This window comes from Cupriavidus sp. 09_S30, from assembly GCF_056930435.1.
Map to the genome: position 1 here is coordinate 3006372 of NZ_JBXOWI010000001.1, position 22074 is coordinate 3028445.

Annotated in this window: 14 protein-coding genes; 9 read left to right on the top strand and 5 right to left on the bottom strand. The window is 68.1% G+C overall.

Annotated features, from left to right (window positions below; translation table 11 throughout):
• The first annotated feature begins 159 nt into the window (after nucleotides 1–159).
• On the top strand, nucleotides 160–2304 hold the full coding sequence (gene acpA / locus AC1Z3O_RS14160; RefSeq protein ID WP_483516342.1) for an acid phosphatase: 2145 nt from the start codon (nucleotides 160–162) through the stop codon (nucleotides 2302–2304).
• A 124-nt stretch (nucleotides 2305–2428) separates the two neighbouring features.
• On the opposite strand, the gene AC1Z3O_RS14165 is transcribed toward acpA, so the two are convergent.
• Both AC1Z3O_RS14165 and AC1Z3O_RS14170 read right to left on the bottom strand, forming a co-directional pair.
• On the bottom strand, nucleotides 2429–2821 hold the full coding sequence (locus AC1Z3O_RS14165; protein ID WP_483516343.1) for a cupredoxin domain-containing protein: 393 nt from the start codon (nucleotides 2819–2821) through the stop codon (nucleotides 2429–2431).
• Nucleotides 2822–2932: 111 nt separating this feature from the next.
• Complete coding sequence (locus tag AC1Z3O_RS14170) at nucleotides 2933–3820, bottom strand: metallophosphoesterase family protein (RefSeq protein ID WP_483516344.1); 888 nt, start codon at nucleotides 3818–3820, stop codon at nucleotides 2933–2935.
• Nucleotides 3821–4003: 183 nt separating this feature from the next.
• Between AC1Z3O_RS14170 and AC1Z3O_RS14175 the strand changes: the two genes are divergently transcribed.
• Together AC1Z3O_RS14175 and AC1Z3O_RS14180 are read left to right on the top strand one after the other, a co-directional pair.
• Nucleotides 4004–4615: an RNA polymerase sigma factor gene (locus AC1Z3O_RS14175; protein ID WP_483516345.1), complete on the top strand. Its 612-nt coding sequence runs from the start codon at nucleotides 4004–4006 to the stop codon at nucleotides 4613–4615.
• Nucleotides 4602–5486 carry an anti-sigma factor family protein gene (locus tag AC1Z3O_RS14180; protein WP_483516346.1) on the top strand — a complete coding sequence of 295 codons (885 nt, stop codon included), beginning with the start codon at nucleotides 4602–4604 and terminating at the stop codon, nucleotides 5484–5486. Before AC1Z3O_RS14175 ends, AC1Z3O_RS14180 begins: the two co-directional genes overlap by 14 nt.
• A 110-nt stretch (nucleotides 5487–5596) precedes the next feature.
• Here the strand turns inward: AC1Z3O_RS14180 and AC1Z3O_RS14185 are convergent, their stop codons facing one another.
• From AC1Z3O_RS14185 to AC1Z3O_RS14195, 3 genes are all read right to left on the bottom strand, one after another.
• Nucleotides 5597–6592, bottom strand: a complete 996-nt coding sequence (locus tag AC1Z3O_RS14185) for an IS110 family RNA-guided transposase (protein ID WP_483515946.1) — start codon at nucleotides 6590–6592, stop codon at nucleotides 5597–5599.
• A gap of 1213 nt (nucleotides 6593–7805) precedes the next feature.
• A complete protein-coding gene (locus AC1Z3O_RS14190) occupies nucleotides 7806–10058 on the bottom strand; it encodes a xanthine dehydrogenase family protein molybdopterin-binding subunit (RefSeq protein WP_483516347.1) in 2253 nt (750 codons plus the stop codon).
• 13 nt (nucleotides 10059–10071) lie between these two features.
• Nucleotides 10072–10530, bottom strand: a complete 459-nt coding sequence (locus AC1Z3O_RS14195) for a (2Fe-2S)-binding protein (protein ID WP_483516348.1) — start codon at nucleotides 10528–10530, stop codon at nucleotides 10072–10074.
• 522 nt (nucleotides 10531–11052) lie between these two features.
• On the opposite strand from AC1Z3O_RS14195, the gene AC1Z3O_RS14200 reads away from it, so the two are divergent.
• The 6 genes from AC1Z3O_RS14200 to AC1Z3O_RS14225 all read left to right on the top strand — a co-directional run bounded on the left by AC1Z3O_RS14200 (nucleotide 11053) and on the right by AC1Z3O_RS14225 (nucleotide 22043).
• Entirely contained in the window at nucleotides 11053–14052 is a 3000-nt protein-coding gene (locus tag AC1Z3O_RS14200) for an EAL domain-containing protein (protein WP_483516349.1), read from the top strand.
• Between the two features lie 492 nt (nucleotides 14053–14544).
• Nucleotides 14545–15855 carry a dicarboxylate/amino acid:cation symporter gene (locus tag AC1Z3O_RS14205; RefSeq protein ID WP_483516350.1) on the top strand — a complete coding sequence of 437 codons (1311 nt, stop codon included), beginning with the start codon at nucleotides 14545–14547 and terminating at the stop codon, nucleotides 15853–15855.
• Between the two features lie 165 nt (nucleotides 15856–16020).
• A complete protein-coding gene (locus tag AC1Z3O_RS14210; RefSeq protein WP_483516351.1) occupies nucleotides 16021–17928 on the top strand; it encodes a sensor histidine kinase in 1908 nt (635 codons plus the stop codon).
• Complete coding sequence (locus tag AC1Z3O_RS14215; protein ID WP_483516352.1) at nucleotides 17918–19255, top strand: sigma-54-dependent transcriptional regulator; 1338 nt, start codon at nucleotides 17918–17920, stop codon at nucleotides 19253–19255. The genes AC1Z3O_RS14210 and AC1Z3O_RS14215 overlap by 11 nt, the downstream gene beginning before the upstream one ends.
• A 1286-nt stretch (nucleotides 19256–20541) precedes the next feature.
• The gene (locus tag AC1Z3O_RS14220) at nucleotides 20542–20901 is read left to right on the top strand and encodes a hypothetical protein (protein ID WP_483516353.1); all 360 of its coding nucleotides are present in this window, start codon (nucleotides 20542–20544) and stop codon (nucleotides 20899–20901) included.
• Nucleotides 20902–21146: 245 nt separating this feature from the next.
• Nucleotides 21147–22043, top strand: coding sequence for a transcriptional regulator (locus tag AC1Z3O_RS14225; protein WP_483516354.1), 897 nt, complete (start codon nucleotides 21147–21149; stop codon nucleotides 22041–22043).
• Nucleotides 22044–22074 lie beyond the last annotated feature (31 nt).

Below are 22074 nucleotides of genomic sequence, written 5' to 3' on the forward strand. Positions count from 1 at the left end.
TGTGAAGCGGCGCCCGCGCGGCGACAAAGCAGCCGCGCGGAAGGTTCCCGTCATCACGAATTTGACATGGACGCTCGCCAGACTTCTCCGGTCTCCGAAGCCAGGCCAACTGGCTCTTGTCACTGCAATACGAATAACCTCAAAAACCAAGGGGAAAACATGCGTCGCGCATATCAACTGTTCCCGCTCGCGGCCGTCGCCGCAGCCGCCGCAGCCACCGTTGCAGCCTGCTCCGGCGGCGATTCCGGCAGCAGCACCGCCACACCGGCAGCAACCACCTCCGGCGTCGTGACCGGCAGCTACTTCGAGCACGCCAAGGTCTGCATCGATACCAATGCCAACGGCAAGTGCGACAGCGGGGAGGCCAGCACCTATACCGATGCCCGCGGCGCCTTCACGATCACGGGTACGGGCGCGGTGGTGGCCGAGATCGGCACCGACGCCTTCCGCAATGAAGACGGCGGCGCGCACACGGCCGTGACGCGTCCGCTAACGTTCCGCGCACCGGCCAGCGCCAATGGCGTGGTCAGCGCCATTTCCACCGAGCTGACCGCGCTGATGGACAGCAACGGCGGCAGCCTGGATGCCGCCAAGGCGCAGCTCGCCGCGCGGCTGGGCGTGTCGGCCGACAAGCTGCTGTCCGACCACAACAAGGAGACCGACGCCAACGTCAAGGCCACCCTCCAGGCCGAGATCGACGAGGCCATCGAACTGATCGCCGATGCGGTCGCCGACGGCGGCGACGTCGGCAAGGCCGTGGGCGAGGGCGTCGCCAAGCACGTCGCACTGAAGAACATCCAGAACGTGGTCGTGATCTACGCGGAAAACCGCGGCTTCGACAACCTGTACGGCCTGTTCCCCGGCGCCAACGGCGTGCCGGGCGTGAACCCGACCTCCACCGGCACGGTGCAGGCACAGAAGGACTTCGACAGCAGCGAGCTGCCCTCGCTGCCGCCGACGTGGGGCGGCTTCACCGCGGCCGGCCAGGCCGTCACGATCCAGCAGGCCAATACCGTAGGCTGGTCCAACAAGCCGTTCCGCATCGATGACCCCAACGGCGTGCAGAACACCGGCACCCTGGTGGACCAGACCGTCATCACGCGCGACCTGGTGCACCGCTTCTACAACAACCAGATGCAGATCAACGGCGGCAAGAACGACAAGTACGCCGCGTACTCCGATGCCGGCGGCCTGTCGATGGGCTACTACGACGGCAGCAAGATGGCCATGTGGAAGCTCGCCCAGCAGTACACGCTGGCCGATAACTTCTTCATGGGCGCGTTCGGCGGTTCCTTCCTGAACCACCAGTACCTGATCTGCGCGTGCGCGCCGCAGTATCCGAATGCCGACACCTCGCCGGCCAAGAACTCGGTTTCGGCCATCGACGTGGATGCCAACGGCAACTTCGTGCGCCTGACGCCGGCTGACACGGCGCCGACCAGCGCCCTGGCCGGCGCGCCCAAGTACAAGAACGACAGCACGCTCACGCCGAAGGACGCGTCGGGCATGTACTACGCCGTCAACACCATGCAGCCCGCCTACCAGCCGAGCGGCAACAAACCCGCCGCCAGCGACACCGCCAGCAACTATGCCGACCCGAGCTTGGCCACCACGCTGCCGGTACAGACGCAGGCCACCATCGGCGACCTGCTCGACCAGCGCAGCGTGAGCTGGGCCTGGTACGCCGGCGCCTGGAGCAAGGTCTCATCCGACCGCACCGGCATCTATAACAACACGACGCCGAACTTCCAGCCGCACCACCAGCCGTTCAACTACTACGCCAAGTTCGACCCGGTCAGCCGCACCGACTACCGCAGCGCGCACCTGAAAGACTACGATTCACAGTTCCTGCAGGATGCGGCCGCCGGCAAGCTGCCGGCCGTGTCGTTCTACAAGCCGCAGGGCAACCTGAACCAGCACCCGGGCTACGCGAACGTGCTCGACGGCGATGCGCACATCGCCGACGTCATCGCCAAGCTGCAGAACAGCCCCCAGTGGAAGAACATGCTGATCGTGGTGACCTACGACGAAAACGGTGGCTTCTATGATCACGCGGCGGTGCCCAAGGCCGACCGCTGGGGCCCAGGCACGCGGATCCCCGCCATCCTGGTGTCGCCGTTCGCCAAGAAGGGCTTCGTCGACCATACGCAGTACGACACGGCGTCCGTGCTGCGTTTCATTACGCACCGCTACAACCTGCCGACGCTGCCGGGCCTCAAGCTGCGCGACGATGCGCTGCTGGCCAACGGCGGCAAGCGGATGGGTGATCTGACCAACGCGCTGGACTTCACCGCCGTACGCTAAGCCGTCCGGCGAAGGCCGGCAGCGCGTACGCCGCCGCGCGGCGGCTTGCAGGGATCAGGGCGGAGCCGCAAGGTACCGCCCTGCGTACTTGGAGGGCCGCCTGCGGGCGCGGCGAGGCGGAGCATCAAGGCAGGACCTCGATGATCCCGTGCATGTTCTCGTGCCCCGAGCCGCAGAACACGTCGCACAGGAAGGTGAAACTCCCGGCCGTGCGCGCCACGGCCGGCAGGCGCACGGTCTGCCCCGGTATCAGATCGGCGCGCACGCCAAGATCGGGCACGCTGAAGCCCATGAAGGTGTCCTCCACCGTCAGTTCGAACTCCACCGGCTCGCCCACCCGCATCGCAATATGGTCGGGGGTGAAGACAAAGCGGCGCGCGTGCACCTTGATCACACGCGGCGCGGCCGCCGCCCCGCGCACCAGCAGCGGTACGCCCGCCAGCAGCAGCGCGCCGGCCATCATGCGCCCCAATATGCGGCGGCGCCCCGGCGCCGCGATCCTGTCTGCATCGGCCATCTCGATCTCCCCGCCGGGCGGCGCGCCGGCGGCAAGCCGACCGCGCACCGCCCGTCTCGGCACATCCCCCCTCTCGGCTCCTCCCTCTTTGCTCCCCCCTTTCCCCCCGTCTCAACCCGCGCCCCGGATCGGGCTTTCCGCCAGGGCGAAGTCGCCGGCGGCGGGGCCCACCGTGACGCTGCGCCAGCCGAGCCCGCGGTAGGGCTGCGCCGCATCCCACGGCACCGGCTGGCGCTGCGGCTGCGATCCGGGCGCCGGCAGCGGGAACATCAGCGAGCGCGCCGCATGGTGCGCGATGTGGCCGGTCATGTGGTGATGCTCCTGGTGGATGTGGCCATAGAAGACCGTCACGTTCGTATGCGGCATAAGCCGCTCGATCACCTGCGCACCGTCACGCGTGGCCCAGTCCCATTGCGGGTACAGGTCGAACAGCGGCCGGTGCGTGAAGACCACGATGCGGGCGTCGCGCGGCTGGCGCGCCAGGTCCTGCGACAGCCAGTCCAACTGCTCTGCCCCCACCTTGCCTGCCGGGTCGGATACGTTGTCCAGCACGATGAAGTGCACGCCTTTGTGGTCGAAGACATAGTGGGTGGCGCCGAACAGTTCGCGGAAGGCCGCGCCGCCGTCCAGCCCGGCATCGTGCTCGCCCGGCATGAGATGCAGCGTGCGCGCGTTCAGCGGCGCGATCACGCCCTGGAACTCGCGCATGCGCCGGCGCCGCTCCTCGGGATCGTCGACGCTGTGGGTCAGGTCACCCGTGAACATGATGAAATCCGGCGGCGTGGGCAGGGCCATTACGGCCGCCACCGCCTTGGGCAGCGTGCCGCGTGCGTCCGGATTGGGCGGCCCCTGGAAGCCCCAGTGCGAGTCCGACAGCTGCACGAAATAGAAATCCTCGTCGCGCGCGCCGGCCCAGCCCGGCAAGGCCGACGCAAACACGGCGCCGCCCGCGGCGCCGGCCAGGCGCAGGAAATCGCGCCGCTTCCAAGCGTGGTTCATGATGCCTCCTTCGCGTAAAGGTGCTACACCTGTTGTACCGGTGCGCGCGCGGTTTTATTCCCGGACGGCCTCATTGCTGATGGGGGAATAAATCGCCGCGCCGCGCGGTATACGCTCAGGGACCAGCGCGCCGGAATGCCGGCATGCGGGAACGGGCAAACCCAGCGCAAGCGAAGGAGGCATGTGGACGCTGCCGAACAGCGCCGACGATTCGAGGCCCAGGTCTTGCCCCATCTCGACGCCGCCTACAACCTGGCGCGCTGGCTTTGCGGCGGCACCAGCGAAGCCGAGGATGTGCTGCAAGAGGCCATGCTGCGCGCCTATCGCTATTTCGACGCGTTTCATGGCGAACACCCGCGCGCCTGGCTGCTGGCCATCGTCCGCAATACCTGCTTCAGCGCCTGGGAGCGGCGCGATCCGGCGCAGGCGGGCGACGGCTATGACGAGACGCGCGACGGCAGCGAAGCCCTGCCCGGCTGGCAGGAAGACAGCCTGGCCGGCCCGGAGCAGTGGCTGCTGCGCGCCGAGGACGTGCGGCTGGTGCACCAGGCGCTGGCGCGCCTGCCGGTGGCGTTCCGCGAGGTGATCGTGCTGCGCGAACTGGAGGACCTCCCCTATCGCGACATCGCCCGCATCGCCGACCTGCCGCTGGGTACGGTGATGTCGCGCCTGGCGCGCGGGCGCCACATGCTGGCCGAGGCGGTGGCAGCGCTGCGCCGCGAGCCGGCGGGCGCGGTGCGCAAGGACATCGATGCTGGCATCGCCGGCAGGGAGACTGGCCATGGAATGCCATGACGCGCGGGCGCTGCTGCACGCCAGCGCCGACGACGAACTGGGCGCAACCGACGCGCTCGGGCTGGAGCAGCACTTGGCGGGCTGCCCGACGTGCCGCGCCGAGCTGAACGCGCTGCGCACGCTGCGCGCCCAGGTACGCGAGGGCGCGCCCTACTATCGCGCCGACGCCGCCCTGCGCGCCCGCCTGCTTGCAGCGCTGCCGGAACTGGCCGTGCCAGGGCGAACGGTTGCGCCGGCACTGGCGGAAGGGCCGCCGCGCGCGCACGGCGCCAGAAGCACAAAGTCGGGCGGCCGGCAGCCGCGCTGGCTGCGCTGGTTCGCCTGGCCGCCGGCGGCCAACGCGGCCATGGCCGCGCTCACGGTCGCCACGCTGTCGTTCGGGCTGCTCCGGTATGCGGAGGTCGGCGCTCCGGCCGACAGCCTGGCCAATGCCCTGGTCGACAGCCATGTGCGGGCCCTGCTGTCAGGCCGTACCTATGATGTGGCCTCCTCCGACAGGCATACCGTCAAGCCCTGGTTCAACGGCCGCCTCGACTATGCGCCCCCGGTCTATGACCTGGCCGCGCACGGCTTCCCGCTGGTGGGGGCCCGCCTCGACCATGTCGCGGGGCGCACGGTAGCCGTGCTGGTCTACCGGCGCAACCAGCATCCGATCGATGTCTTCGTGCTGCCGGAGGACACCGCGCGGCTGAGCAGCACCCGTCCCCTGCTGCGCGAAGGCTATGTGCTGGAAAGCTGGAGCGCCGGTGAGATGCGCCTGTGGGCCGTCAGCGACACCGGCATGCCGGAACTGCGCGGGCTGCGCGAGGCATGGCAGCAGGCATACCAGGCAGATCGGGCGGCTGCGAGGGAGGCGACGGAGGCGGAATAAGAGACCGCTCGGATCGGCGCATTCGGCAAAGGGGATGAGAGCGTGCTGGCGAGCGCCTGCCCTCTCCCCCGGCCCCTCTCCCGCAAGCGGGAGAGCAACTGTGTTTCAAGTCAAGGCTGGAGGGCCTGTGAAGCATGCCTGGTTGGATCCCATAGGGCGCCATCCCTGGCCATAGCATTGAGGATGGTCAGCAGCTTGCGCATGCAAGCGACGATCATGACCTTCTTGGGCTTGCCGGCGGCCAGCAAACGCTGCCGGAAAGCCGCGATCGCCGGGTTGTAACGCATCGCCGACAGGGTGGCCATGTAAAGCACCGCCCGCACGTCTGCACGCCCACCCCAGATACATCGGGTCCCCTGGCGCTTGCCGGAATCACAAGCCAGTGGCGCAACGCCAACGAGCTTGCTGATCGCCCGGCGCCCAAGCTTGCCCAGCTCCGGCAGCGCCGCCAGCAATGTCATGGTCGTCACCGCCCCGACACCCTTGACGCTATCGAGCAGCTTGCGCTGCTCCTTGAAGTGCTGCTCGATGTGGTCATCCAGATCCGAGTCGATCTCGGCAATCTGCTTGTCCAGCGTGCGTATCACTGCGCGGATGCTGCGCGCCGTCTTCGGCCCCGCCTTCTCCAGCCGATTGCCTTCGGCCACTCGCATCTCCACCAACTGGCGCCGCCGAATCATCAGCGCCGCCAGCGACTCCCGGTGCGCCTCCAGCGGTGCCGTGAGGTACTTGTGGCGATCCGGATGGCGTGCCAGTACATCGGCAAAGTCGCGCAACCCTCGCGCGTCGATCCGGTCTGTCTTGGCTAACTCGCCCATCGCCTTAGCAAAGTCGCGAGCCTGACGCGGATTCACCCGCGCAACTTCCACTCCTTCTTGCTGCAGCGCCCGTACCAGGCCTCGCTCGTAGCCGCCGGTCGCTTCAACCACAACCAGGTCGACATCGCACGCCTTGAACTTCGCTATCAACTCGCCCCATCCCGACGCCTCATTGCCTACCCGCAGCGACTGATCCATCCAGCAAGCATCAAGATGCTCCTTGGACACATCAATCCCTGCGGTGGGCCGTGGACGCCCGTCATTCGGTTCCCTGCCTTGCGGATGCATATTCAAAATTGGCAACTGTTCGGGTTATACGAAATGGATGAAGCGGACCCGTACGTTGACCACATGCTCTCCCGCGAGCTTCAGGCTCCGAGGGGTTTCAGGTTTGGCGTACCGGTGGCGAAGTTCCGCCCTATCGACAGCACTGTCCTATAAACCTTTGATCTTTCCTTGGCAATAGGACTGCAAATCCTGGCTTCGATTCGGGCTGATGGAAACATACAAGGGGAGCACACCGGCGTGGCGCGAAGCTCGTCGCGCGACCCGAAGCCGCGACAGGTGCACCAACGCCGTTGGCAAAACACGAGGTCTTGGCTCCCTCTCCCCTCATGGGGAGAGGCTTGGGGAGAGGGGTGGTCTAGCAAGGCGCCACGTACAGACGAAGCCGTCGGTGTGATTCAGCACACCAGCGCCAAGACGAAGCCACCGGTGTTGTCCAGCACGTCGCCGTTTGCCAGCGCCTGCCCTCTCCCCCGGCCCCTCTCCCGCAAGCGGGAGAGGGGAGCACACCAGCGTGGATCGAAAGTCATGGCGCTTGCCGAAGCCGACTGGATGCGCCAACGCCAATCGCCAAGCTTAGTGTCTTGGCTCCCTCTCCCCTCATGGGGAGAGGGTTGGGGAGAGGGGTGGTCTAGCAAGGCGCCACAACCAAACGAAGCCGTCGGTGTTATTCAGCACGCCAGCGCCAAGACGAAGCCGTCGGTGTGATTCAGCACACCAGCGCCAAGACGAAGCCACCGGTGTTGTCCAGCACGTCGCCGTTTGCCAGCGCCTGCCCTCTCCCCCGGCCCCTCTCCCGCAAGCGGGAGAGGGGAGCAAACCAGCGCGGCGCGAAAGTCATGGCGCTTGCCGAAGCCGACTGGATGCGCCAACGCCAATCGCCAAGCTTAGTGTCTTGGCTCCCTCTCCCCTCATGGGGAGAGGGTTGGGGAGAGGGGTGGTCTAGCAAGGCGCCACAACCAAACGAAGCCGTCGGTGTTATCCAGCACGCCAGCGCCAAGACGAAGCCGTCGGTGTGATTCAGCACACCAGCGCCAAGACGAAGCCAAAGGTGTTGTCCAGCACGTCGCCGTTTGCCAGCGCCTGCCCTCTCCCCCAGCCCCTCTCCCGCAAGCGGGAGAGGGGAGCAAACCAGCGCGGCGCGAAACCCAACACGCAAGCCGAAGCCGAAGCGACGACCTAGCCCATCGCCATCCGCAAGCCCCCCACCCCGCCTTCAAGCCACCACAAACGGCAACTGCCGCTGGCGCTTGCCCGTCAGCCGGTACAGCGCATTGGCCATGGCCGGCGCGATCGGCGGCACGCCCGGCTCGCCCAGGCCCGAAGGGTTCTCCTGCGAAGGCACGAAGAACACATTGACCACGGGCGCATCGGTGATGCGCGGCGGCGGGTAGTCGGGGAAGTTGTTGTTCTTCACCACGCCATCCTCGATCTCGATGGCGAAGCCCGGCTTGATCATCGCCAGGCCGAACACGCAGCCGCCCTGGATCTGCGCCTCGGCCGACATGGGGTTGACCACGCGATTTGCATGCACGCCCGCGGTCACCTGGTGCACGCGCGGCGCGCCCTTCTCCATCGACACTTCGGCCAGGTAGGCCACCACCGTGCCGAACGACTCGTGCACCGCCACGCCCCAGGCCTGCCCCTTGGGCAGCTTGCGCTTGCCATAGCCCGACTTCTGCACCGCGAGCTGCAGCGCTGCGCGGTGGCGTGCATGGTTGCCCTCGTCATAGCGCGCGAGGCGGAAGGCCACCGGGTCCTGCCCAGCCGCCTCGGCCAGTTCGTCGATCAGCGTTTCCTTGACGTAGGCGTTGTGGGTGTTGCCCACCGAGCGCCACCACAGCACCGGCACGTCCACCTGGGGATGGTGCACCGACAGCTGCAGCGGCAGGCCATATTCATTCTCGATGATGCCCTCGGTCATGGTCGCGTCGACGCCGCCCCTGACAAGGAACGACTCGAACGGCGTGCCCTTGAGGATGGACTGCCCGACGATGACGTGCTGCCAGCCCAGCACCTTGCCCTTGGCATCGAGGCCGATGCGCGCCTGGTGCAGGTGCAGCGGCCGATAGTAGCCACCGCGGACATCGTCCTCGCGGCTCCACATCAGCTTGATCGGGTCGGTATGGCCGTTCGCGATCCACGAGCGCATCACCTGCGCGGCCTCGACCATGTAGTCGGAGGTCGGCACCGCGCGCCGGCCGAAGCCGCCCCCGGCCATCATGGTGTTCAGCGTGACCTTGTCCGGCTTCAGCTCGAACACGCGCGCGATCGCCGCCTGGTCGACGGTCTGGAACTGCGTCCCCGCCCAGGCCTTGACCGCCGTGGCCTTATTGCCCGACAGCTCGGCCTGCAGCGTGCAGTTCAGCGGCTCCATCGGCACGTGGGCCAGATAGGGAAAGCGGTATTCCGCCTCGATGGTGCGCGCCGCGCCGCTCATGGCGCCCACGTCTGCCTGGCGCGCCACCGCGCCGGGCTGGGCGGCGAGCTTGTGGTATTCGTCGAACAGGGCCTTGGAGGAAGCCTTGGAACCCGCATCCTCCCAGTTGATCTCCAGCGCCTCGCGCGCCTGCTTGGCCTGCCAGTAGCCGTCGGCGACCACCGCCACGCCGTTGCCGCCACGATCCAGCGGCACCAGCATGATGTCGCGCACACCGGGCATGGCGCGCGCCTTGTCGGCATTGAAGGACTTGACCTGGCCACCGAAGCGGGGCGGCCGCGCCACCAGCGCCACGCGCAGATTGTCGAGCTGCGTATCGATGCCGAACGGGATGGCGCCGCTCAGCTTGCCGCGCGCATCCAGCCGCGGCACCGGCGTGCCGACCAGGCGGAAATGCGAGGGATCCTTCAGCGTCACCTGCTGCGGCACCGGCAGCGCCATCGCCGCCGCGGCCAGCTCGCCAAAGGTGGCGCGATGGCTGCCCGCGCTGACCACGCCCATCTCCACCTTGCAGGCGGCAGTCTCGACCTGCCACTGCTTGGCCGCGGCGGCCACCAGCATGGCGCGTGCCCGTGCACCCAGCTCGCGGTATTGCTGGAAGGAGTGATTCAGCGCGGTGGACCCGGCGGTGAGCTGCATGCCAAACACCGGGTCCTTGTACGCATCGCCGGCCGGCGCCAGCATGGCGCGCACATTGCGCCAGTCGGCATCGAGCTCCTCGGCCAGCGCCATCGGCAGCGCGGTATGCACGCCCTGGCCGAACTCCAGTCGGTTGACCGCCACCGTGATGGTGTTGTCCGGCGCGATGGTCAGGAAGGCCTGCGGCGGCGAGGGCGGCGCCTTGGGCGCGCCGCCTTCCTGCGCCATTGCCATGGCCGGCACCACGCCCAGCGCCAGCCCGCCGCCGGCGATTCCGGTCAGCTTGAGGAAGCTGCGGCGGTTCATGGTGGCCGCGCCGTCGCCGCTGCCGTCGCCTTCGCCGCCTTGGCCGTTGCCGCCGGCCAGCGCTTCGAGTTGTCGTATGCGCATGTCGGTCTCCGGCTCAGCCCAGGGCGCGGGCGGCATCCTTGATGGCGGCCCGGATGCGTTGATAGGTGCCGCAGCGGCACAGGTTGCCCGCCATGGCCCGGTCGATGTCGGCGTCGGTCGGATGGCGCTTGGCGCGCAGCAGCCCCACCGCGCTCATCACCTGCCCGTTCTGGCAGTACCCGCACTGGGCCACGTCATGCTTGACCCAGGCGTCGAGCACGGCACGCCCGATGTTGTCGCTGCCGACGTCCTCGATGGTGGTGATGCGCGCACCGGCCAGCGCCGATACCGGTGTCACGCAGCTGCGCGTGGCCTGCCCGTTCACGTGCACGGTACAGGCGCCGCAGGCCGCCACGCCGCAGCCGAACTTGGTACCGGTCATATGCAGGTTCTCGCGCAGCACCCACAGCAGCGGGGTGGCGGGATCGGCATTCACTTCATGCGGCTTGCCGTTGATTTCCAGGGTGGTCATGGGGACATTCCTTGGGACGCGTTGTTGTAGTTTCCAGCCCATCCGATGACTGCCGCGCGCCCGCCTGCGGTTTGGGCGCTCCCGGCAAAACGTTCTAAGAATAGTGCAATTTCCGGACCGTCGCGCCGCGCCCGCCGACCCGATGAAGTGACGCCGCGTGCGCGCTTTCGCCACCGTCCGCCGCGCGGCCTGGCTGCCGGGGCACCGGGCAGCCACGGCGCCCGCCCCTGTCGGGCCGCCGGCGCCCATAGCGCAAAATCGCCGCCAGCGCCAGCCCGAACACCGGCCGGCCACCCCTACTAATTCCGGGAAGCAGCCCTGAGGCTGCGTGACTACACTGCGGACTACCTTCGGGGCATTGTTTCGCCGCGATCCGCCCCCTGTTCCCGGCCCGAGGACCCCGATGGTCCCGACGGCCCCGATTGTCTAGATTGCCCGACCGGCCGCCCGGCCCCGCCGGTCTTTCGCGGCAGGAGCCGCAAGCACTGCAACCAGGACACCCCTCTTCGAGGCACGACACGAATGAAGCCAGATACGGCTTACCACCCGCCACCGATCGCCCTGCGCAGCCACCAGGCGGCGCTACTGACCGCCGCCGGCACCTTCGCGCTCGCCGTGGCCAGCATCGCGGTGACACGGCATCCGGGCGGGCTCGCCGCGCTCTGGATGGCCAACGCCTTCGGGCTCGGCGTGGTGCTGCGCCGCCCCCGCGCGGAAACGCCGGCCCTCTTGGCCGCCATTCTGCTCGCCGGCGTGTTCAGCAACTGGGCGATGGGCGACCGCTTCGGCGCGGCGCTGCTGTTCGGCTGCGCCAACACGGCCGAGATCGGCGTCAGCACCTGGCTGGCGCGCCAGTTGTCCGCGCGCGGCCACCAGTCCCGTTCCGGCCCGCTGGCCCTGTTCGCCGTGGTGATGGGGGTGGGCACCGTGCTGGGCCCCGCGGTGGGCGCCACCATCGGCGCCACCGTGATCGCCACCATCTACGATGGCGCCTATGCCCGGGCCTGGTGGGTCTGGTGGACGTCCGACGCGCTGGGCGCCGTACTGCTGCTGCCGCTGATCGCCACGCTCACCGCCGAGCGCATCCGCACCACCTTCGAGCGGCCCCGTTTGCGCCGGCTGGCGCTGCTGCTCGCCCTGTGCCTCACCACGGCCTGCGCCACCGTCTGGCTCGGCCACGAGCATTTCATGGTGCTGTCGATGCCGCTGCTGCTGGCCGCCCTCAGTACCAACCCGCTGGCCACCGCCGTGCTGGCGGTGGCCTCGGTCGTCGTCACCGTGACGCTGGACGCACTCGCCAACCATGCCGGCTGGCTGGCCACACCGTCGACGCTGCTGCAGACCGGCCACCTTTCGGCCGCGCTGATCCTGGTCTTCCCCATCTGCATCGCCTTCGTCGTCGAACAGAACCGGCGCGACCGCAACGAACTGCGCAGCAGCGAGCAGCGCTTCCGCCAGGCCATGGAGCACTCGGCCATCGGCATGGCACTGGTCAGCCTGGACGGCCGCTGGCAGATGGTCAACCACGCCATCTGCGATCTGCTGGGCTACTCGCCATCCGAATTCGCCGACCGCACCTTCCACAGCATCACGCACCCGGACGACCTCGCCGCCGACCTGCGCCAGCTCGAACGGCTGCTGGCCGGCGAGATCGATTCCTACCGGATGGAAAAGCGCTACCTGCGCAAGGACGGCCAGTACCTTTGGACACTGCTGGCGGTCTCGCTGCTGCGCGACGAAAGCACCGGCGAGCCGCTGCACTTCATCGCGCAGGTGGAAAGCATCCACGAGCGCAAGACGGCGCAGGAGGCGCTCTTCGAGGAAAAGGAACGCCTGCACATCACGCTGCGCTCGATCGGCGACGCCGTGATCTGCACCGACGCCCAGATGGGCATCAGCTTCATGAACCCCATTGCCGAGCAGCTCACCGGCTGGTCGCTGTCCGCGGCGCTGGGCGTGCCGCTGGAGCAGGTGTTCCGCGTGGTCGACGAAAACAGCGGCCAGGCCATCCCGAACCCGGTGGCCACCTGCCTGCAGACGCTGCGCCCGGTCTACCTGCAGGACGGCGCCGTGCTGCAGAGCCGCAGCGGCGAGCGGCACGACGTGCAGGACTCCGCCGCCCCCGTGCTGACCGCCGCCGGCGAGGTGCTGGGGGCCGTGCTGGTGTTCCAGGACACCACCCAGGCGCGCGCGCTGCAGCGCGAGTTGGCGCATTCGGCCACGCATGACGCGCTGACCGGGCTGCCCAACCGCAACTGGTTCGAGAAGCGGCTGCGCGAGGCCTGCGAGGCGGCGCGCCAGCAGTTGCAGCGCCATGCGCTGTGCTTCATCGACCTGGATCGCTTCAAGATCGTCAACGACACCGCCGGCCACGCCGCTGGCGACGTGCTGCTGCGCGAACTGAGCCATGTCATCCGCCACCAGGTGCGCACCGACGACGTGCTGGCCAGGCTGGGCGGGGACGAGTTCGCGCTGTTGCTGCACCACTGCACGGTGGAGCAGGCCGAGGCCGTCTGCCAGAAGGTCATCGACGCCATCCACGGCCAGCGCTTCCCCTGGGAAGGCCGTGTCTACGATCTGGGCGCCAGCATCGGCATCACCGCCATCGATGCCGAGGCGCCGCCGGTGGGCGAGCTGATGAGCCGCGCCGACGTGGCCTGCTACGCCGCCAAGGCGGCCGGGCGCAACCGCGTGTCGGTGTACCGCATCGACGCGAGCGACGCCCAGCGCCACCACCAGGAACTGCAGGTGGCGGCCGGCATCCACTCGGCGCTGGAAGCCAACCGCTTCCGGCTGTTCGCACAGGAAATCCGGCCGCTGCGGCCGACGCGCACCGACGCTTGCCACATCGAGATCCTGGTGCGCATGGTCGACGAAAACGACCAGCTGGTGATGCCCGGTGCCTTCATCCCCGCGGCCGAGCGCTACGACCTGATGGGCCATGTCGACCGCTGGGTGATCCGGCACGTGCTGCGCGGCTACGGCGCGCGCCTGCTCGCCGTCCCCGGACTGAAGGTGGCCATCAACCTGTCGGCCAACTCGCTGGGCGAGCCCTTCCTGCTGCCCTTCCTGCACGCGGAGCTGCACGAGTCGGTGCTGCCCGCCAGCCGCATCCAGCTGGAGATCACCGAGACCGCGCTGATCAACAATATGGCCGCGGCCAAGCGGCTGGTGGCCGAGATGCGGCACGCCGGCTGCACCGTGGCGCTGGACGACTTCGGCACCGGCCTGTCGTCCTTCGCCTACCTGAAGCAGTTCCCGGTGGACTACCTGAAGATCGACGGCAGCTTCATCCGCCACCTGGCCACCAATGCGGTGGACCGCGAGATCGTCAGTTCCATCAACGACATCGGCCACCGGCTCGGCGTCAGCACCGTGGCCGAGTCGGTCGAAGACGAGCAGACGCTGGAGGCGCTGCGCGTGATCGGCGTCGATTTCGCGCAAGGCTATGTGATTGGCCGGCCACAGCCGCTCGACGCTTTCCTGGACGGCTACCACGCGCGCCTCGCCGAAGACGCCTGATCCCCGCCCGCCGGCTGCCGGGTCTCCCGCCGCACTGGGAAGACCGGCAGGCCGCAAGCACCACTTCCCCGCCCCCTATCGTTCGGAAAGCCGAACGCCGCCAGCGGGCGCCAGGTCGGAAAGCCGAACCAAGCGCCTGGATCACTTTTTTTTCCTCTTTGTTTTCATCGACTTAGCCCCGCATGCGAGCGTATGCAGGGCTGGCACGGCTCGTGCAATACAAGGCGCCGCCGCCAAGGCATGGCGGACGGCAGTGCCGCTTCCGGCACCGCCCGAAGCCAACAACAGAGAGGAGGACACTTGACCCATTCCGCATCGCGCCCGCTGCGCCGTGCCACCGTCCACGCACGGCGCCTGCCGCAGCGCTGACGCCCCCGGCCAAGCTAGCCCGGCGCGTCACCAGCCCCGAACCCGGGTCCCGCGCCAGCCTGCCGCCCCCCCTGCAATACAGCCGTCCGGCGCCATGCGCCGGGCGCATCGTCCGGATCCACGATGAAATTGAACCGACTGCCCACCCTGATTTTCATTGCGATGCTGCTCGGCGTGCTGGTCGGCACCGCGGCGCACCACTACGCGCCGGATGCCGCCACCGCGAAATCGATCGCAGACCACCTGTCCATCCTGACGGATGTGTTCCTGCGCATGATCAAGATGATCATCGGGCCGCTGGTATTCGCCACGCTGGTGGCGGGCATCGCCGGCATGGGTGACGGCCGCGCCGTCGGCCGCATCGGCATGAAGGCGATGGCCTGGTTCATCGCCGCCTCGATCACCTCGCTGCTGCTCGGCCTGCTGATGGCCAACCTGCTCACGCCCGGCCACGGCATGAACCTGCCGCTGCCGGCAGCGGACGCCGCTTCCTCCGTGAAGACCGCGTCGCTGAACCTGCGCGACTTCATCGCCCACATGTTCCCCAAGAGCTTCGTGGAGGCGATGGCCACCAACGAGATCCTGCAGATCGTGGTGTTCTCGCTGTTCTTCGGCTTCGCGCTGGGAACCGTCAAGGACGGTGCGGGCAAGCCGGTGCTGGCTTGCATCGAGGGCCTGGGCCAGGTGATGCTGAAGGTCACCAACTACGTGATGGCCTTCGCGCCGGTGGGCGTGTTCGGCGCCATCTCGGCCGTCATCACGGCCGAAGGCCTGGGCGTGCTGACGGTGTACGCCAAGCTGCTGGGCAGCCTGTACCTGGCGCTGGCCCTGCTGTGGATCGCGCTGATCGCCGGCGGCTACTTCTTCCTGGGCCGCGACATTTTCCGCCTGCTCAAGATGATGCGCGCGCCGCTGATGATCGGCTTCGCCACCGCCAGCAGCGAATCGGCCTACCCCAAGGTGATCGATGCCCTCACCCGCTTCGGCGTGAAGGAGCGCATCACCGGCTTCGTGCTGCCGCTGGGCTACTCGTTCAACCTGGACGGCTCCATCATGTACACCTCGTTCGCGGCGCTGTTCGTGGCGCAGGTGTATGGCATCCCCCTGACGCTGACGCAGCAGATCACCATGCTGCTGGTGCTGCTGGTCACCAGCAAGGGCATTGCCGGCGTGCCGCGCGCCTCGCTGGTGGTGGTGGCCGCGGTGCTGCCGATGTTCGGCCTGCCCGAGGCCGGCATCCTGCTGGTGCTGGGTATCGACCACATCCTGGACATGGGCCGCACCGTGACCAATGTGCTTGGCAATGCGATTGCCACCAGCGTCGTCGCCAAAAGCGAAGGCGCAATCGGCGCGCCGGACCTGTCGGAGGAGGATGAACCCGCCGCCGACGCTGAGGCCGGCCTGACACACGCTCAGGTCTTGTCGGGCAAGTAAGCGCCCAGCAGCCGTGCCAGGGCCCGGCCGCCGACCAGGCGGGCGGGCCCTTATTCATTGTGCGGCACAGGATGTGGTAAAAATTGGCTCTGCCTTGCCGACGCCTGCCCTGATGTCCCCCCTCGCCCGACCTTCCCCGCCGCAACCTCCCCGAGCCACCGCCACATGACAGGCCAGCCCACCCCTTCCGGCAACCTCGCAGCCCACGGCAACGCGCCGGAGGCCGCGCGCCGCCCCCGCCTGCTGGTACCGGTGGCGGCCATGCTGGTGCTGGCCGCGCTGATCGGCGCCGCCAGCTGGCTCGGCTACCGCTTCAGCTACGACGCGGCCCTCACGCACCAGGCCGAGCGCGGGCAGGTGCAGCTGCGCCTGTACAGCCAGGCCCTGTCCAGCGAACTGGCGCGCTACGACTACGTGCCCCGCCTGCTCTCGCTGGACGATCGCATCGACGGCCTGCTGCAGCATCCCGGGGACGCCGCGCGCGTGGCCAGCGCCAATGCCTACCTCAGCGCGCTGAATGCGCGCGCCGGCACGCGCGTCGTCTATGTGCTCGACGCGCACGGCAATGTGCTGGCCACCAGCAACTGGCAGCGCCCCGACAGCTACCTGGGCGAAGACCTCAGCTTCCGCCCCTACTTCCAGGCCGCCATGGACGGACAGCTCGGCCGCTTCTACGGCGTGGGCACCACGCGCAGCGAATCGGGCTACTACCTGTCGGCACCGATCGGCAATCGCGACAAGCCCATCGGCGTGGCCGTGGTCAAGATCGGCCTGGATGCGGTGGAGCAGCACTGGCAAGGCACCGGCATCCCCGACATGCAGATGCTGCTGGCCGATGAGAACGGGGTAATCATCCTTGCCTCCGAACCCTCCTGGAAGCTCTCCGCGCTCAGGCCGCTCTCGCCCGAGAAGCGCGAACGGCTGATGCGCAGCCTGCAGTACAACCGCGCCCTGCTGACGCCGCTGGAACTCACGCCGGTGCGCGAGCTGCGCAACGGCGACAGGCTGGTGCGCATGCACAGCGGCCCGCCGATGCTGGCGCAGAGCGCGGCCCTGCCCGGCACCGACTGGGAGCTCGAACTGCTGTCGAACACCATGCAGGCGAGAGTCGCCGCGCTCAACAGCGCGGCGCTCAGCGGCGTGCTGGCGGCCTTCGTGCTGCTGCTCGGCGCGGCCTGGAACGTGCGCCGGCGCATCATCGGCGAGCGCCTCGCCGCGCGCGCCGCGCTGGAAGCGGCCAACAGCGAACTCGAGCGCAAAGTGGCGGAACGCACCGCCGACCTCTCGCAGGCCAATGCACAACTGCATGCCGAAGTGGCCGAGCGCATCCGCACCGAAGCCGTGCTGCGCCAGACCCAGGACGGCCTGCTGCAGGCCGGCAAACTCGCCACCGTGGGCCAGATGTCCACCGGCATCGCGCATGAACTGAACCAGCCGCTGGCGGCGCTGCGCACCTTGTCCGGCAATACGCAGAAATTCCTCGAGCGCGGCGACTACGACACCGCGCGCGACAACCTCGGCACCATCATCGGCCTGGTCGAACGCATGGGCCGCATCACCGGTGCGCTCAAGTCCTTCGCACGCAAGCCCGGCAATGGCAAGCGCAGCGCCGGGCTATCCGAGGCCGTCGACAATGCGCTGTTCCTGCTCGATACGCGCGTGCAGGCGCTGCACCCCGCCATCGTGCGCGACATCGAGCCCACCCTGGCGGTCATCTGCGAACCGAACCGGCTCGAACAAGTGCTGGTCAACCTGATCGGCAATGCCCTCGACGCACTGGAAGGCAGCGGCGCCCCGCAGTTGGAGCTGCGCGCGGACGCGGCAGCCGGCAAGGTCCACTTGACCGTGCGCGACAACGGCCCGGGCTTGTCGGAGGACGCCTTCGCGCGGCTGTTCGAGCCATTCTTCACCACCAAGCCGGCGGGACAGGGCCTGGGCCTCGGCCTGACCTTGTCGGCCGGCATCCTGAACGAGCATGGCGGCAGCCTGCGCGCCAGCAACCACCCGGACGGCGGCGCCTGCTTCACGCTGACGCTGCCGCTCGCCGAGCAAGAGAATTCGCATGGCGGCTGATCCCCATCCTCTTACCGTCCTGATCGTCGAGGACGATCCCGATGTGCGCCTGGGCTGTGAACAGGCGCTGCGGCTCGAAGGCATTGCCACGCGCGGCGTGGGCAGCGCCGAGGCCGCGCTGCGCGAAGTGTCCGCCGGCTACGCAGGCATCGTGGTCACCGACATCCGCCTGCCCGGCGACGACGGCATGACCCTGCTGGACACGCTCAAGGCACGCGACCCGTCGCTGCCGGTGGTACTGATCACCGGCCATGGCGACGTCACGCTGGCCGTGCAGGCCATGAAGCGCGGCGCCTACGACTTCCTGGAAAAGCCCTTCTCGCCCGAGCACCTGGTCGAGGTGGCCCGGCGCGCCCTGGAGCAGCGGCGCCTGACGCTGGAAGTGGCCGACCTGCGCGAACGCCTGGCCGGGCGCGAGAAGCTGGAAGCCAGGCTGATCGGTGTCTCGCCTGCCATCGAGCGGCTGCGCCGCCTGATCAGCGACATTGCCGACACCGCCGCCAACGTGCTCATCCACGGCGAGACCGGCACCGGCAAGGAACTGGTCGCACGCTGCCTGCACGAATCCAGCGCACGCCACAGCCGGCACTTCGTCGCCATCAACTGCGGCGGCCTGCCCGAGCAGTTGTTCGAGAGCGAGATCTTCGGCCACGAGGCCGGCTCCTTCACCGGCGCCGCGCGCCGCCGCATCGGCAAGATCGAGCACGCCGAAGGCGGCACGCTCTTCCTCGACGAGATCGAGAGCATGCCCATGCCGCTGCAGATCAAGCTGCTGCGCGTGCTGCAGGAAAGAGTGGTGGAACGCCTCGGCTCGAACCTGCCGGTCTCGGTCAACACCCGCGTGGTGGCGGCCACCAAGGCCGACCTGCGCGCGCTGTCCGACGCCGGGCAGTTCCGCGCCGACCTCTACTACCGGCTCAACGTCGTCACGCTGGAACTGCCGCCCCTGCGCGAGCGGCGCGAAGACGTGCCGCTGCTGTTCGAACACTTCGTCGCACAGGCCGCGCTGCGTTTCGAGCGCGAAGCCATTCCCGCGACGCCGGCCGAGCTGGCGGCCCTGGTGGCCTACCCCTGGCCGGGCAATGTGCGCGAACTGCGCAACCTTGCCGAGCGCCACGTGCTCGGCCTGGGCTGCCAGCCGGGCTACGACACGCCGCCCCCCGCGGCGCTGCCGCTGGCGCAGGCGGTGGAACAGTTCGAACGCGCCCTGATCGCCGATGCGCTGCGCCGCCACGACGGCAGCCTGAGCCGCGCCAGCGAAGCGCTGGGCGTGGCCAAGACGACGCTGTTCGACAAGATCCGGAAGTACGGGCTGCAGCAGCAATAGAGGCGCCGACGCTGTACTCCGGCAAATTGCGGGCGGGTGCTGACTGGCGGCGGCGGGTTTCGCACCGCGCCGGTTTGCTCCCTTCTCCCGCTTGCGGGAGAGGGGCCGGGGGTGAGCGCAGGCGCTGGCAAACGGCGACGTGCTGGACAACACCGACGGCTTCGTCGTTGTCTCGGCGTGCTGGACCACACCGACGGCTTCGTCGTTGCCTCGGCGTGCTGGATCACACCGACGGCTTCGTTGTTCGTGGCGCCTTGCTAGACCACCCCTCACCCCGGCCCTCTCCCCATGAGGGGAGAGGGGGGTCAAGACACTATGCTTGGCGATTGGCGTTGGCGCATCCTGTTGGCTTCGGCTGGCACCATTGGCGTTGGCGCATCCTGCCGGCTTCGGCAAGCGCGTTGGGTTTCGCCCCGCGCCGGTGTGCTCCCCTCTCCCGCTTGCGGGAGAGGGGCCGGGGGAGAGGGCAGGCGCTGGCAAACGGCGACGTGCTGACAACACCGTCGGCTTCATCCTTGTCTCGGCGTGCTGGACAACACCGACGGCTTCGTTTGTACGTGGCGCCTTGCTAGACCACCCCTCTCCCCCGCCCTCTCCCCATGAGGGGAGAGGGAGCCAAGACCTCGTATTTTGCCAACGGCGTTGGCGCACCCTGTCGCGGCTTCACCTCGCGCGACGAGCTTGGCCCCGCGCTGGTTTGCTACTCTCTCCCTATGAGGGGAGAGGGAGCCAAAACACTATGCTTGGCGATTGGTGTTGGCGCATCCTGCCGACTTCGGCAAGCGCGTTGGGTTTCATTCCGCGCCGGTTTGCTCCCCTCTCCCGCTTGCGGGAGAGGGGCCGGGGGAGAGGGCAGGCGCTTGCAAACGGCGACGTGCTGGACCACACCGGCGGCTTCGTCCTTGTATCGGCGTGCAGTACCACACCGACGGCTTCGTTTGTACGTGGCGCCTTGCTAGACCACCCCTCTCCCCAACCCTCTCCCCATGAGGGGAGAGGGAGCCAAGACCTCGTGTTTTGCCAACGGCGTTGGCGCACCCTGTCGCGGCTTCGGCTCGCGCGACGAGCTTCGCGCCGCGCCGGTGTGCTCCCCTCTCCCGCTTGCGGGAGAGGGGCCGGGGGTGAGGGCGGGCGCTAGCAAACCACGTACGGGCGCACGCAATTCCCACGTCTTCCCGCCATTCCATGCACTACACTCGATAAACTGCGTCGCGCAAATCGCGCCGTCCATCACACGGCGTGCAGCAGGCCATCGTCATGGCAGACCCGACCGAGTGGAGGGCCAGATGAGACACGCACCAGCAATCCTGGGCATGTTGTTGATGGCAGTCGGACAAGCGCAGGCAGACGATGCCACGCGCACCATCGATGGCGCCATCGCCGAAGCCACCGTGCAAGGTGGCGCCGGCTATCGCGCGCCGACGTCCAGCCCGCCGGAGGCAACTTCGGCAAGCCTGCACACGCCGCCTCCCCTTTCCGACGAAGCCTGCACCAACCTGCGCGCGCAACTCGCACACAGCGGCGCCGCGCCACGCGGCACCGGGCCGTCGCTGCTGACGACTGACGGCCAGTCGCTGACCGACATGGCCAACCGGCAGGAGCGCGAGGAACTCGAGCGCACCGTGCAGACGCGCTGCCACTCCTGAGACGCGGGCCAGCCGCGGCGCCGACCGGCACCTCGGCAGACGTCCGCCAGCCGGCCCGGCCGCTCGGCGCCGCGTTCCCTGCGCGCAATCTATTCGCCTATACGACGATTCGCAGAATTGCTGCCCGGCGCGCCGTATCCATCCGTTTTGCCGCCGACGCCCGCGGATCCGAGCTATTACTTGCTAAGTTAAGTGTTATAATTTTTATAACAGAATCACCAAAACTGCCTCCTCACCACAGCACGGTGGGGCAAGAACAGCAGAACAGCAAGAAATCAAGGGGTCTCGCGCATACCCGGCGTCTGCGACGTCGGAACGAACGACAGAGGGAGAAGGGAGTGACAAAGGAAGATCTGGACGCGTATTTCGCGTCGTTCGTCGGCATGACGGGCAATGCCGCGGCCGCGGTGTGGTTTTGCGAGGAAGCCCCGCACAATCTGCCGCCATCTTTCGAGCCGCCCTACCGCGGGCCGCTGCACGCGCAGGTATGGGATGCGGAATTCCTGCAGCGGCACCGCGAGCGGGTGCCGCAATGGCAGAACCACCACAAGATCGCCCGCATCCTGGCGGCCGCCACCGAGATCGTGCGCAGGCTGCCGATCGGCATGATCGATCCCGTTGAATACCTGTTCGCGGACCTCTACGGGCAACGGGGCAACGCCTTCAATCTCAGCCTGTTCCCCTTGCCCGCGCGCGGCGATCACAAGGCGCTGTGGGCCGCCTATCAACAGCGCGTTCCCCTCGCCCCTCGCCAGCGCTACCGAGACCTCTGCAGCGACGGTGCGCGCTTCCGCTTCATTGCCGAGCTGCGGCGCAAGATGCGGCCCAAGCTGGTCGTGTGCACGGGATCGAAACGCAATACGTTGTTCCTGCAGGCCCTGGGCTTCGAGGGCGTTCCGGCCGTGGATGTCGTCATCCAGCCCGCCGACCAGCCGCGCAAGCTGCAGGTGTACCAGCACGATGGCACAACACTGGTGCTTGCCCCTCCGCTGGCGGGTGTAAGCGGCCTGAGCTCCAATGTATTGTTGGAAGCCATGGGCCGCTACCTGGCGCAGTGGCTGGATGCGTCTGACCTGCACCTGTCCGACGACCGGACCGCGCCTTTCCCCCAGGACTACGCGCTTCTGCTTAAGGCGGCCTGAAGACCACAGCACCCGCCGGCCAGGTTGATCA

Excerpts from the sequence above, each read along its gene's own strand:
- AC1Z3O_RS14205 (WP_483516350.1), top strand. The coding sequence starts at position 14,545 with ATGAAATTGAACCGACTGCCCACCCTGATTTTCATTGCGATGCTGCTC.
- AC1Z3O_RS14200 (WP_483516349.1), top strand. The coding sequence starts at position 11,053 with ATGAAGCCAGATACGGCTTACCACCCGCCACCGATCGCCCTGCGCAGC.
- AC1Z3O_RS14190 (WP_483516347.1), bottom strand. The coding sequence starts at position 10,058 with ATGCGCATACGACAACTCGAAGCGCTGGCCGGCGGCAACGGCCAAGGC.
- AC1Z3O_RS14220 (WP_483516353.1), top strand. The coding sequence starts at position 20,542 with ATGAGACACGCACCAGCAATCCTGGGCATGTTGTTGATGGCAGTCGGA.
- AC1Z3O_RS14180 (WP_483516346.1), top strand. The coding sequence starts at position 4,602 with ATGGAATGCCATGACGCGCGGGCGCTGCTGCACGCCAGCGCCGACGAC.
- AC1Z3O_RS14165 (WP_483516343.1), bottom strand. The coding sequence starts at position 2,821 with ATGGCCGATGCAGACAGGATCGCGGCGCCGGGGCGCCGCCGCATATTG.
- AC1Z3O_RS14195 (WP_483516348.1), bottom strand. The coding sequence starts at position 10,530 with ATGACCACCCTGGAAATCAACGGCAAGCCGCATGAAGTGAATGCCGAT.
- AC1Z3O_RS14185 (WP_483515946.1), bottom strand. The coding sequence starts at position 6,592 with ATGCATCCGCAAGGCAGGGAACCGAATGACGGGCGTCCACGGCCCACC.
- acpA (WP_483516342.1), top strand. The coding sequence starts at position 160 with ATGCGTCGCGCATATCAACTGTTCCCGCTCGCGGCCGTCGCCGCAGCC.
- AC1Z3O_RS14170 (WP_483516344.1), bottom strand. The coding sequence starts at position 3,820 with ATGAACCACGCTTGGAAGCGGCGCGATTTCCTGCGCCTGGCCGGCGCC.
- AC1Z3O_RS14210 (WP_483516351.1), top strand. The coding sequence starts at position 16,021 with ATGACAGGCCAGCCCACCCCTTCCGGCAACCTCGCAGCCCACGGCAAC.
- AC1Z3O_RS14215 (WP_483516352.1), top strand. The coding sequence starts at position 17,918 with ATGGCGGCTGATCCCCATCCTCTTACCGTCCTGATCGTCGAGGACGAT.